The sequence below is a fragment of the Salibaculum sp. genome (assembly GCF_035270045.1).
In the GTDB taxonomy this organism is placed as follows: Bacteria; Pseudomonadota; Alphaproteobacteria; order Rhodobacterales; family Rhodobacteraceae; genus Salibaculum.
This window is the reverse complement of the sequence record NZ_DATFIP010000086.1, coordinates 1-11,836: the sequence shown is the minus strand read 5'-3', so window position 1 is coordinate 11,836 and position 11,836 is coordinate 1. Positions and strand designations below refer to the sequence as shown.

Annotated in this window: 10 protein-coding genes; 4 read left to right on the top strand and 6 right to left on the bottom strand. The window is 65.9% G+C overall.

What is annotated here, in order from left to right; genetic code table 11:
* Positions 1–6: 6 nt before the first annotated feature.
* Positions 7–2,142, bottom strand: a complete 2,136-nt coding sequence (locus VJ897_RS14595; RefSeq protein WP_324056496.1) for a transglycosylase domain-containing protein — start codon at positions 2,140–2,142, stop codon at positions 7–9.
* A 263-nt stretch (positions 2,143–2,405) separates the two neighbouring features.
* Here VJ897_RS14595 and VJ897_RS14590 point away from each other — a divergent pair, with 263 nt between their 5' ends.
* Entirely contained in the window at positions 2,406–2,744 is a 339-nt protein-coding gene (locus VJ897_RS14590; protein ID WP_324056494.1) for a P-II family nitrogen regulator, read from the top strand.
* A gap of 25 nt (positions 2,745–2,769) precedes the next feature.
* The gene (amtB, locus tag VJ897_RS14585; RefSeq protein ID WP_324056588.1) at positions 2,770–4,080 is read left to right on the top strand and encodes an ammonium transporter AmtB; all 1,311 of its coding nucleotides are present in this window, start codon (positions 2,770–2,772) and stop codon (positions 4,078–4,080) included.
* Between the two features lie 119 nt (positions 4,081–4,199).
* On the opposite strand, the gene VJ897_RS14580 is transcribed toward amtB, so the two are convergent.
* The 3 genes from VJ897_RS14580 to smpB all read right to left on the bottom strand — a co-directional run bounded on the left by VJ897_RS14580 (position 4,200) and on the right by smpB (position 6,812).
* Positions 4,200–5,387, bottom strand: a complete 1,188-nt coding sequence (locus VJ897_RS14580; protein WP_324056493.1) for an amino acid aminotransferase — start codon at positions 5,385–5,387, stop codon at positions 4,200–4,202.
* A complete protein-coding gene (gene sseA, locus VJ897_RS14575) occupies positions 5,387–6,244 on the bottom strand; it encodes a 3-mercaptopyruvate sulfurtransferase (protein ID WP_324056492.1) in 858 nt (285 codons plus the stop codon). The genes VJ897_RS14580 and sseA overlap by 1 nt, the downstream gene beginning before the upstream one ends.
* Before the next feature lie 91 nt (positions 6,245–6,335).
* On the bottom strand, positions 6,336–6,812 hold the full coding sequence (gene smpB / locus VJ897_RS14570; RefSeq protein ID WP_324056491.1) for an SsrA-binding protein SmpB: 477 nt from the start codon (positions 6,810–6,812) through the stop codon (positions 6,336–6,338).
* A 79-nt stretch (positions 6,813–6,891) separates the two neighbouring features.
* On the opposite strand from smpB, the gene VJ897_RS14565 reads away from it, so the two are divergent.
* Positions 6,892–8,088, top strand: a complete 1,197-nt coding sequence (locus VJ897_RS14565) for a winged helix-turn-helix domain-containing protein (RefSeq protein ID WP_324056490.1) — start codon at positions 6,892–6,894, stop codon at positions 8,086–8,088.
* Here VJ897_RS14565 and dapA read toward each other — a convergent pair.
* Entirely contained in the window at positions 8,085–8,957 is an 873-nt protein-coding gene (gene dapA / locus VJ897_RS14560; RefSeq protein WP_324056489.1) for a 4-hydroxy-tetrahydrodipicolinate synthase, read from the bottom strand. The genes VJ897_RS14565 and dapA overlap by 4 nt on opposite strands.
* Before the next feature lie 151 nt (positions 8,958–9,108).
* On the opposite strand from dapA, the gene VJ897_RS14555 reads away from it, so the two are divergent.
* Positions 9,109–11,154, top strand: coding sequence for a lytic transglycosylase domain-containing protein (locus tag VJ897_RS14555; RefSeq protein ID WP_324056488.1), 2,046 nt, complete (start codon positions 9,109–9,111; stop codon positions 11,152–11,154).
* Here VJ897_RS14555 and VJ897_RS14550 read toward each other — a convergent pair.
* A partial coding sequence (locus tag VJ897_RS14550) for a DMT family transporter (protein WP_324056487.1) occupies positions 11,128–11,836 on the bottom strand: 709 nt, incomplete at its 5' end. The genes VJ897_RS14555 and VJ897_RS14550 overlap by 27 nt on opposite strands.

The window sequence follows — 11,836 nt, the reverse complement described above, 5'->3', positions numbered from 1 at the left end:
ACCACGCTACTGACCGGCGAGTTCCTGCAACAACAGGTCGATCAGTGCTTCGGCGGCCGGGTCGGACAGACCCGGTCCACCGGTCTCGGCTCCGGCGGGCGGTTGCATTGGCAGTGGCCCCGGCTGCACGGGGCCGAGGACCCCGGTCATGGTCTCGCGCCAGATGTCTGCCGGCAGGCCCGAGCCCGTGACCCCGGTCAGCGGCGTATTGTCATCGTAGCCCATCCAGATCCCGGCGACGTAGTCGGCGGTGAAGGCTATGAACCAGGCGTCACGCGCCTGCTGTGATGTTCCCGTCTTGCCCGCGATCTGCCAGCCGTCGATACGCGCCCGCTGGCCGGTGCCCTGTTCCACCACCTGGTGCATCATCCATGTAAGCTGTCGCGCGGCGTCCTGGCGAATCACCCTGTCGCGGATGCCGCCGCCCGCGTCCATCAGGGGCTTGTCATCGCCCATCAGGCGCAGTTCCACCAGGCCGTAGGGCGTCACCGCCGAGCCGCCGTTGAGGATGCCGGCATAGGCGCCCGTCATTTCCAGAAGGGTGCTTTCCGAAGTGCCCAATGCAAGGGCGGGGCCCGTGGCAAGCTCGCTTTCGATGCCGAACATCTCGGCGACGGTGCGGACGTTGTCGCGGCCTACCCGTTCCGAGACCTTGACCGCCGGGATGTTGAGCGAGGCCATGAGCGCCTGTGTCAGCGTGACCTCGCCGGCATGGTCGCGGCTGTAGTTCTCGGGGCACCAGTCGTCTGGGCCGGGCACGTCCCAGCAGGTGGGGTCGTCGATAATCACGTCCATGGGGCGCATCCCCAGATCCAGGGCTGTGGCATAGACGAAGGGCTTGAAGGCCGACCCGGTCTGGCGCAGCGCCTGCGTGGCGCGGTTGAAGGCCCCGGCCGCCTCGGTATCGCGTCCGCCCACCATGGCGCGTACGGCGCCATCGGCGCCCATCACGACGATGGCAGCCTGGGCTTGGGACCCGTCTCGCACCTTTTCCTCGAAAACCCGGGTCAGGCCCTCTTCGGCGGCCTGCTGGATCCGCTGGTCCAGCGTGGTGCGGATGATCACGTCCTCGGTGGTCTGGCGGGTGAAGAACTCAGGCCCGCTGGCCATGACCCAGTCAGCGAAATAGCCGCCCGAGCGCTGGCGCGCAGCCTTCGACAGCGTGGCCGGGTCGGCCTGGGCCCGTGCCGCTTCTTGGTCGGTCAGATAGCCCTGATCGCGCATCAGCCGCAGCACGGTGTCGCCACGGTCCTGAGCGGCTTGAAGGTTGCGCGTCGGCGAGGTGGCCGAGGGTGCGCGCAGAAGCCCGGCCAGCATGGCGGCCTGCGCTGGATCGACCTCGGCCGCGGAAATGCCGAAATAGCGCTGGGCGGCGGCCTCGAACCCGCGTGAGCCTGCGCCAAGGTAGGCGCGGTTCATGTAGACCGTCAGGATCTCGTCCTTGGAATAGCGGGCCTCCATAGCCATGGCATAGGTGGCTTCCACCACCTTGCGCCAGAGCGTGGTCTCGCGGCAGTCGGCCTCGTAGGCGGTCTCGCTCTCCCAGGTGTCCGGATCGTAGGGACGTCCGAAGCACAGGAGCTTGGCCGTCTGCTGGGTGATCGAGGACCCGCCGGCCCCCGACAGCGGATTGCCGTTCTCACGGTAGTTGCGAACCATGGCCGCGGCGGTGGCGTAGAAATCGATCCCCATGTGATAGGGGGCGTAGAATCGCTTGTCCTCGGTCGCGATGATGGCATTGCGCAGGTGCGGGCTGACGGTCTCGGCGGTGACCATGCCGCCGAACTGGTCGCCGCGCCAGGCAAAGACCTCGCCATTGTTGTCCAGCAGCGTGACCGAGCCGCGCGTGCGCCCGTCGATCAGCTCGTCGATCGGCGGCAGGGTGGCGGCATAATAGAAAACGCCCAAACCTGTGAGCAGCACGACCGCAAGGCCGGCGCGCACCCCGAAACGCCACGCCAGAAGCAGGACCCACTTCACAACCCCGCCAAGCAACGCCCGCAGAGCGCCCAGCGGGCCACGCCGCGCGCCGCCCCCGCGTCGGGCCTGCGCGGGCTTGCGCGCAGGCTGTTTCCGCCTGGCTTTTGTCGCGTGGCGGTTTTCGGCCACAAGCGGTGGACGCGTGCGTTTTTTTCGGGACATCTCTGCTCTGCCGTTGCCGAATTTGCGCGCACAATAGCCCGGCGGGATTCGTTTGTAGAGGCGGATCGCCCCGCGACGAGCGCTTTTATGCGTGCTTAAATTTTCATCAATAAGCACGAAATGTGCATTTTTTGTGCGATTATGTTCCGGCGACCATTTCGCGCGCGCAGCATATTATTGAGCTTCCGGCCAACAAACGGCCCCCTTGAGAGCAAGCGCAGCCGCGAAGGGTGCGCACAGACGCCAAATGCAAGGGGAAGCCAGTGAAACTCATCATTGCAACGATCAAGCCGTTCAAGCTGGAGGAGGTTCGTGAAGCGCTCACCTCCATCGGCGTGCGCGGCATGATGGTGACCGAGATCAAGGGGTTCGGTTCCCAGTCTGGTCACACCGAAATCTACCGCGGGGCGGAATACGCCGTGAATTTCGTGCCCAAGGTCAAGCTGGAGATCGCGGTCGGCGCCGCCATGGCCGACGAGGTCGTTGCGACCATCGCCAAGACGGCCAAGACCGACAAGATCGGTGACGGCAAGATCTTCGTGCTCGACCTGGAAAGTGCCCTGCGCGTGCGTACGGGCGAAACCAATGACGACGCGCTTTGACGCGCTGGCCAAGGGACATCTGACAATGAAACTTCTCAAGACACTTTCGGTCGCCGGTGCGCTTGCCGCCCTGCCGACCCTTGCGCTGGCCCAGGAGGCCGCCGCGCCGGGCTTCGACGAGATCGGGCCCTATATCATGACCACGCTGCTGTTCCTGGTGGGCGGCTTCCTGGTGTTCTGGATGGCTGCGGGCTTCGCCATGCTCGAAGCCGGGCTCGTGCGCTCGAAGAACGTCACCATGCAGCTGACCAAGAACATTGCGCTCTACTCGACGGCCGCCATCATGTACTGGCTGGTCGGCTTCAACCTGATGTATCCGGGAGAGTTCAACGGATACTTCGCGCCCAACTTCGTGCCGACAGTGCTTGAGCCTGTCGGGCTTGGCGCGGCTGACGCCTCGCTCGGCTATGCCTCGGTGGCGTCGGACTTCTTCTTCCAGTTGATGTTCGTGGCCGCGACCGCCTCGATCGTTTCGGGCGCGCTGGCAGAGCGGATCAAGCTTTGGCCTTTCCTCGTCTTCGTCGTGATCCTGACGGGCATCATGTACCCGATCTCGGGGTCCTGGCAGTGGGGCGGCGGTTTCCTGTCGCAGCTGGGCTTCTCGGACTTTGCTGGCTCGACCGTCGTGCACTCCGTCGGCGGCTGGGCTGCCCTGGCCGGTGCCATCGTGCTGGGCCCACGCCTGGGCAAGTACAAGGACGGCAAGGTCAATCCCTTCCCGGGGTCCAACCTGGCACTTGCCACGCTCGGCACTTTCATCCTGTGGCTGGGCTGGTTCGGTTTCAACGGCGGCTCGCAGCTTGCGGCTGGCACCGTGGGCGACATCACCGATGTCGGCCGGATCTTCGCCAACACCAACATGGCTGCTGCCTCCGGTGCCATCGCGGCCCTGATCCTGACACAGGTGATGTATGGCAAAGTCGACCTGACCATGGTGCTCAACGGTGCCTTGGCCGGCCTGGTGTCGATCACGGCGGAACCGCTTGCGCCGTCGCTGTTCATGGCGCTCATCACCGGTGCCATCGGCGGTGTGATCGTGGTCCTGACCGTGCCCATGCTGGACAAGTTCAAGATCGACGACGTGGTTGGCGCCATTCCGGTGCACCTCTTCGCCGGTATCTGGGGCACGCTGGCCGTGGCCTTCTACACCGGCAACTGGGGGGCACAGATCACGGGTATCGTCGCCTACGGTGTCTTCACCTTCGTTGTCGCGCTGGTCGTCTGGTACATCCTCAAGGCCGTGATGGGCATCCGCGTCAGCGAAGAGTCCGAGATCAACGGTCTCGATACCAGCGAGTTGGGCATGGAGGCCTATCCCGACTTTACCAAGGGCTGACCTTCCTTCCGAAGCCTTTGACAACCTGCCCGGGCGAGCGATCGCCCGGGTTTTTTCTTTGGCCATCGAAAAACGCCGGACCCCTGGGCCCGGCGTTCATCGCTGTCTATGCGAACGGTTCAGTCGCCGATGACCTCGGCAATCGCCTTGGCCAGAACCGGAACAGTGTCCTTGTTCAGCCCGGCGATGTTGATGCGGCTGTCCCCGACCATGTAGATCGCATGATCGGTCTTGAGCCTCTCGACCTGTTCCGGGGACAGCCCCAAGCGCGAGAACATGCCGCGATGTTCCGCCACGAAATCGAAAGTCCCGGAATTGGTGAGGCGCCGCAGCTCTTCGGCCAATTGTTTGCGCAGCTCCAGCATGCCCAGGCGCACCTGTTCCAGTTCAGCCTGCCAGTCGGCCCGCAATTCGGGGTCCGACAGGATCATGCTGACACAGCGCGCGCCGTGGTCGGGCGGAAAGGAATAGTTCTGCCGATTGAGGTAGTTCATATTCTGCTGGCTCAGAGCCGCCTCCTCGGCATCGCGCGACACGGCCATCAGGATGCCCGTGCGTTCGCGGTAGACGCCGAAATTCTTGGAGCAGCTGGCCGCGATCAACAGGTTGTCGAAGGCCGTCGCCACGCGCCGGGTGACGGCCGCGTCCGCGTCCAGCCCGTCACCGAAGCCCTGGTAGGCGATGTCGATCATCGGGACCAGGCCCTTGCCCTCCATCACCGCGATGACCTCGTCGATCTGATCCAGCGTCAGGTTGGCCCCGGTCGGGTTGTGACAGCAGCCATGCAGCAGAACGATATCCCCCGGCTTGGCCCCTGCGAGATCCGCCAGCATCCCGTCGAAATCGATCCCGCCGGTCGCATCGTCGAAATAGCGATAGGTTTTCTGTGGCATCTTCATGAAGTTGAGGATCGAGACGTGATTGGGCCAGGTCGGGTTCGAGACCCAGACCGTCGCCTCGGGGTTGGCCAGCCGGACAAGTTCGAAGCCCTGCCGGCAGGCCCCGGTGCCGCCGGGCGTCGCGATGGCCGCCACGCGGTCACGCGCGACGCTATCGTCGAGAACCAGTTCGATCATGCCATCGGCAAAGGCGGGGTCGCCCGCCAGCCCGGTGTAGGACTTGGTTTCCTGTTCCTGGACCAGACGCCGTTCGGCGGCCTTGACCGCGCGCATCACCGGCGTCTTGCCCTCGGCGTTCTTGTAGACGCCGACGCCCAGATCGATCTTGTCGGGGCGGTCGTCGGCCTTGTACTGCGCCATCAGCGCGAGGATCTTGTCGGCGGGTTGTTGGCTCAGGTTCTCGAGCATCAGGCCTCTCCGGTTGCGATGGGCAGGTCGTCGTACATGCCCCATTCCGACCAGCTGCCATCATAGATGGCATGGTCCGTCTTGCCGATACGTTCCAGCGCCAGCGCCAGGATCGCGGCGGTCACGCCCGACCCGCAGCTGGTGATCGCCGGTTTCGACAGGTCGACGCCTGCGGCCTCGAAGGCGGCTTTCAGCGCCTGGGTGTCCTTCATGGTGCCGTCGTCGTCGAGCAGATCGGCAAAGGGCAGGTTGCGTGATCCGGGGATATGGCCCGAGCGCAGCCCTTCGCGCGGTTCCTCGGCCTCGCCGCGGAACCGTGCAGCCGCACGGGCGTCTATGATCTCGTGATCCAACAGCTTGGCGGCGCGGGCGACCTGCGTGACGTCCTTTATCATGTGGTTCTGGCGCTGGACGGTCATGTGCCGATCGCGGATGACGGGGGCCATGTCCTCGACCGGGCGGCCTTCGGCGCGCCATTTCGGAAACCCGCCGTCCAGCACCGCGATATCGGTCTTGCCCATCAGTCGGAACAACCACCAGACCCGCGCGGCGGAAAACAGCCCGGCGCCATCGTAGACCACGACCTGGTGCCCGTCGCCCACGCCCATGGCGCGCATCCGCGCCATGAACTTCTCGACCGGGGGCACCGTGTGCGGCAGCTCCGAGCGGTGGTCGCTGATCTCGTCAAAGTCGAAGAAACGCGCGCCGGGGATATGGGCCGCATCATACTCTGCGCGGGGGTCACGCCCGTCATCGGGCATGTACCAGGAGGCGTCGAGCACACGCAGGTCCGGATCCTTGATGTGGTGGGCCAGCCATTCCGTCGAGACAAGCGTCTTGGGGTCGTCGTTCGCCATCGGGTCACTCTCACGCTGCAAACGCATTGTCCCTAGCGCCGTGCCCGCAAGACTGCAAGGTTTGCATGATCCCGGCGGCGCAGCGCGTGGGTCAGCCGTTCTGCTTGAGCAGGCGCTGTTTCTGGCGGTTCCAGTCGCGCTTGGCTTCGGTGGCGCGTTTGTCGGCCTTCCTCTTGCCCTTGGCGGTGGCGACCTTCACCTTCACGATGCCCCTGTGGTTGAAATACATCACCAGCGGGACGAGGGTCATGCCCTCGCGCTGGGTGGCGTTCCACAGGCGGGCCAGTTCGCGCCTGCTGACCAGCAGCTTGCGGCGGCGGCGTTCCTCGTGCGGGAACATGGCCTGCTGGTAGGGGGCAATAAAGGCATTGGTCAGCCACAACTCGCCGTCTTCGACGCTGGCATAGCTGTCGGCGATGTTGGACTGGCCGGTCCGCAGCGATTTCACCTCGGACCCGGACAGCACGATGCCGCATTCAAGATCGTCGACGATCTCGTAATCGCGGCGGGCCCGCCGGTTCTCGGCGATGACCTTGTAGTTCGGGTTATCGGGTTCTTTGCTGGCCATAGTGGCCTGAAATAGGTCATGCGGCCGGGCCGCACAAGCGGTCTGGCCATTGCAGGGCAGGGCGTTAGGATCGCGGGCCATGAGCCGGCCTGTCCTTTGCAACCGCGCTGCGCGCCGCCTGTTCCTGGATCGGCACCAGTTGTTGCGGCCCGGGGCGGGGACGGGGCGGGGCGCCGACCTGCACCGGTTGCTGAATAACCTCGGGTTCGTGCAGGTGGACAGCGTCAACACGCTGGCCCGCGCGCATGACCTGATCCTCTGGTCGCGACGGGGACAGTATCGTCCGCGGGCATTGGAACTGGCCGTGGCCCGTGATCGGACGGCTTTCGAACACTGGACGCATGACGCCGCCGTAGTGCCCATGGAGTTCTACCCGATGTGGCGGCTGAAATTTGCCCGTGACGAGGCGCGGATGCGTGCTCGCTGGCCGAGTTGGCAACGCTCGGGCTGGGAACAGGAGTTCGACACGGTGCTGGAGCGGATAGCCGCCCATGGCCCAACCTGTTCCGCTGACGTGGGCGAGGGACAGGAGAAGGGATCGACCGGCTGGTGGGACTGGCACCCGTCAAAGACGGCACTGGAATTCCTCTGGCGGTCGGGGCGGCTGGCAATCTGCCACCGTCGCGGCTTTCGTAAGTATTACGACCTGGCCGAACGGGTGATCCCGGCGGAATACCTGAACACGCGGGTCGCGGACGCCGAGATCATCGACTGGGCCATGTCCGCAGCCGTGGCGCGGCTGGGGTTCGGCACAAGCGGCGAACTTGCTGCCTTCTTCGAGATCGTGACCCGAGAGGAGGCGCGAGATTGGTGCGCCCGTGCCGTCGAAAATGGACGCATGTTCGAGATCGAGGTCGAGGGCGCCGATGGCGCGCGGCGGCGCAGCTTCAGCGATGCCACGCAGATGGCGGCCATCCCGAACCTGCCCGATCCCTCAAGCCGCGTTCGCCTGCTGTCCCCCTTCGACCCGGCCCTGCGGGACCGGGCCCGGGCCGAGCGGTTGTTCGGCTTTTACTACCGGATCGAGATTTTCGTGCCCGCCGCCAAGCGCCGCTACGGCTACTATGTGTTTCCGGTGATGCAGGGTGATCGGCTGATCGGACGGATCGACGCGAAACGTTCGGGTGATGCCCTGCGCGTCGCCGCCTTCTGGCCCGAAAGGGGGGTGGCCATGGGCAAGGGCCGGCAGGCCGCGCTGACCGCCGAACTGGAGCGGGTGGCGCGGTTCGCGGGCCTCTCGGACCTGAGGTTCGACACGGGGTGGCTGCGCGCCTAGTTCAGCAGCCCCGCGTGCACCATGCCGTCGCGGATATGGGCTTTGGTGCTGTCTTCCAGCGGTGCCAGCGGCGAGCGCACTTCGGCGTCGCAAAGCCCGAGCAGGGACATGCCGTATTTGGCGCCGACAAGGCCCGGCTCCTCGAAAATCGCGATATGCAGCGGCATCAGCCTGTCGGTGATCGTCAGGGCCGTTGCGAAATCGCCGGCCAAAGTGGCCTCCTGCATCTCGGAACACAGCTTGGGCGCCACGTTGGCCGTGACCGAGATGCAGCCGGTGCCACCATGGGCGTTGAACCCCAGCGCCGTGGCGTCTTCACCCGACAGCTGGATGAAATCGGTGCCGCAGGTCAGGCGTTGCCTGGGCACGCGTGCCAGATCGCCGGTGGCGTCCTTGACCCCGACGATATTGGGGTGGCGGGCCAACTCGCCCATGGTTGCCGGGCTCATGTCCACGACCGAGCGGCCGGGGATATTGTAGATCACGATCGGCAGACCGCAATCGGCGGCGGCGGTGTAGTGCGCGATCAGGCCCTTCTGGGTTGGTTTGTTGTAATATGGGGTGACGACCAGCGCGGCATCGGCCCCGGCCTCTTTCGCCGCCTTCACGAGGCGCACGGTCTCGGCGGTGTTGTTGGACCCGGCCCCCGCGATCACCGGAATGCGACCGGCGGCGGCCGCGATGACCTCGGCCACGACCTTGTCATGTTCGGCATGGGTCAGCGTCGGGCTCTCGCCCGTTGTTCCGACCGGCACGATCCCGTGGCTGCCCTGGTCCACATGCCAGTCCACCAGTTTCTTCAGCGTCTCAAGATCGAGCTGGCCGTCCTTGAACGGCGTGACGAGGGCGGGAATGGACCCCTTGATCATGACACGCTTCCTTCCATGGTTCGGGTCGGATCGCCCGGTGGTAAAATCGCGCGGACCCTAGTGCGGTTTTCCGCCTTTGCCAAGTTTGTGAATTGCGGCCGGGCGCCATGGCGCTAGCCTTGCAGCGGCGCGGCAGGCAACGAGGCGAGACATGCGGCAGATACTGGCGGTTCTGGGGCTTTGGCTATGCCTTTGTACCCCTGCCACGGCACAGGGACCGGACGATCCCGCCCCCGTCCGGGCGGCTTTCGACGCGTCCGAGGCCGGCAACTGGCAGACCGCCTATGCGCTGATGGCGGAGCAGGGCGACCTGGGGCGCGACCTCGTCACATGGTTGCGCCTGCGCGCGGGGGATGCCGTATTTGCCGAATACCCGGCTTTCCTGGCGGCGCGGGCAGACTGGCCCGGACTGGACGCCGCGCGCGAGGCCGCCGAGGAGCTGATCGATGACACCGTGCCGACCGACCGGGTGCTGGCCTTCTTCGAGGGGCACCGGGCCGAAACGGGCGTTGGCGCGCTGGCCCATGCCCGGGCCCTGACCCATGCGGGCCGCAGGACAGAGGCCGAGGCGATGCTGATGGATTTCTGGACGACACGAGGCCTGTCCGAGGAGGGATTCGCGGCACTTTTCGCGGAATACCCCGCACTGTTGGCCCCGCATCACCCCGCGCGGGCGGACGGGATGCTCTGGCGCTGGCGGACCGAGGACGCGGCCCGACTGCTTCCGGTGCTGGGGGACGAGACGCGCGCCCTTGCTCGCGCCCGCATCGGCTATATCGATGGGGCCGACGATATCGACACCAGGCTGGCGGCTGTCCCGGAGCGCCTGCGCACCGACCCGGCGCTGGCCTATGACCGGTTCAACTGGCTGGCCGGGCGCGGCGACTGGACCGAGGCCGTGGCCCTGCTGCGCGATCGCTCGGCCAGTGCCGAGACGCTGGTGCACCCATGGCGCTGGGCCAGCTGGCGTCGCATCCTGGCCCGGTGGCAGATGCGCGAGGGCGAGCCGCGCATCGCCTATGACCTGGCAAGTCGGCATTTTCTTGACGATGGCGCGTCCTTCGCCGACCTGGAGTGGCTGTCAGGCTACCTGGCACTTACCTACCTGGACGATCCCGCCCTGGCACTGAACCATTTCGAAACCTTCGCCGCGGCGGTCTCGACGCCGATTTCAAAGGGGCGCGCCGGCTACTGGCTGGGCCGCGCACGGGACGCGCTGGGCGAAACAGAGGCGGCCCGTGCCGCCTATGCTCGCGCCGCCCGGTACCAGACGACCTTCTATGGCCTGCTGGCCTCAGAGCGTCTCGGTCAACCGCTGGCGTCAGAGGTGGCGGGGGGCGAGGTCTTTCCCGACTGGCAAGGGGCCGCCTTCTTGGCCGACGACAGGTTCCGCGCCGCCATGCTGCTGCTTTCGGGGAACGAGCGCGGGCTGGCGGTGCTGTTTCTGGCCGACCTCGCCCGGACCCTCGACCGCGAGGAGGTTGGCCAGATGGGCAATCTGCTGATGGAACTGGACGAGCCCTTCTTCACCGTTCTCGTGGCCAAATCCGCCCTGCGCCGGGACCTGCTGGTGCAGGACCACCATTTCCCCCTGCATCCCATGGCCGAGATGGAGATGCCGGTCGAACCCGCCCTCGCCCTGGCCATCGCGCGGCAGGAAAGCGAGTTCCGTACCGACGCCGGCAGCGCCGTGGGCGCGCTGGGCCTGATGCAGTTGATGCCGGGCACCGCGCAGGACATGGCTGTGGACCTGGACCTGCCCTATTCGCGGGCGCGGCTGGTCTTGGATTGGCCCTATAACGCGCGGTTGGGCACCGCATACCTAGACTACCTGCGCGGCGAATTCGGCGACAGCCCGGTCCTGATCGCGGTGGGCTACAATGCTGGGCCAGGGCGCGTGCGCGACTGGATCGAAGCCCGTGGCGACCCTCGGAACGATGAGATCGACGTGGTCGACTGGATCGAGCACATCCCCTTCCGCGAAACGCGCAACTACGTCATGCGCGTGACCGAGGGCATCCCCGTCTACCGTGCACGACTGACAGGGAACACCGGCCAAGTGGCGTTCCGCGCCCTTTTGAGGGGTGCCGCGCCGGTGATCCGCCCCCGCCTGCGCCCCGATGGGATGGGCCTGCCCACCCTGCGCCCACGGCCGCGCCCGGCCGATCTGTCAGGTGCCGCGACGGGTACGCAATAACGTGAAGAGCCCGGCCCCGACGACGATGGCGGCGCCGATGGCGACATTCGGTTCGAGTGTTTCGTTGAACACCGCGATACCAAGCGCGGATGCGAAAACCAGTTGCAGATAGGCGAAGGGCTGAACGGCGCTTGCCTCGGCGACCTCGTAGGTCTTGATCAGCAGAAAGTGACCCAGTGCGCCAGTGATGCAGAGCAACCCCATCCAGCCCCAGTCGAAGGTGGTCATGCTTTCCCAGAACCAGATGCCGGCAAGCGTCAGGGCGACCATCCCACTGACTCCGGTCCAGAAAAAGGACGTGGCGGCAGTGTCGCGTCGCGCGGCATAGCGTGTCAGCAAGCCGTAAAGCGCGAACATCGTCGCTGCGATCAGCGGGATGACGGCGGCGGGCTGGAACACTGTGATCCCCGGTTGCAGGATGACCAGCACGCCGACAAAGCCCACGCCGATGGCCACCCAGCGCCGCCAGCCCACGCCTTCGCCCAACACCGGGCCCGAAAGCGCGGCGATCAGCAGCGGGTAGCAGGCAAAGACCGCGTGACTTTCGACAAGCCCCAGGTAGACGAAGGCCAGAACCATGACGCAGATCTCGGCGGCCAGCAGCAGGCCTCGGAATATCTGCAGGACGGGTTGAGTGGTGCGCGCCGCGGCCCGGATCGATCCTGCCTGCCGCCGCGCGATG

Excerpts from the sequence above, each read along its gene's own strand:
- VJ897_RS14580 (WP_324056493.1), bottom strand. The coding sequence starts at position 5,387 with ATGCTCGAGAACCTGAGCCAACAACCCGCCGACAAGATCCTCGCGCTG.
- VJ897_RS14565 (WP_324056490.1), top strand. The coding sequence starts at position 6,892 with ATGAGCCGGCCTGTCCTTTGCAACCGCGCTGCGCGCCGCCTGTTCCTG.
- amtB (WP_324056588.1), top strand. The coding sequence starts at position 2,770 with ATGAAACTTCTCAAGACACTTTCGGTCGCCGGTGCGCTTGCCGCCCTG.
- smpB (WP_324056491.1), bottom strand. The coding sequence starts at position 6,812 with ATGGCCAGCAAAGAACCCGATAACCCGAACTACAAGGTCATCGCCGAG.
- dapA (WP_324056489.1), bottom strand. The coding sequence starts at position 8,957 with ATGATCAAGGGGTCCATTCCCGCCCTCGTCACGCCGTTCAAGGACGGC.
- sseA (WP_324056492.1), bottom strand. The coding sequence starts at position 6,244 with ATGGCGAACGACGACCCCAAGACGCTTGTCTCGACGGAATGGCTGGCC.
- VJ897_RS14555 (WP_324056488.1), top strand. The coding sequence starts at position 9,109 with ATGCGGCAGATACTGGCGGTTCTGGGGCTTTGGCTATGCCTTTGTACC.
- VJ897_RS14595 (WP_324056496.1), bottom strand. The coding sequence starts at position 2,142 with ATGTCCCGAAAAAAACGCACGCGTCCACCGCTTGTGGCCGAAAACCGC.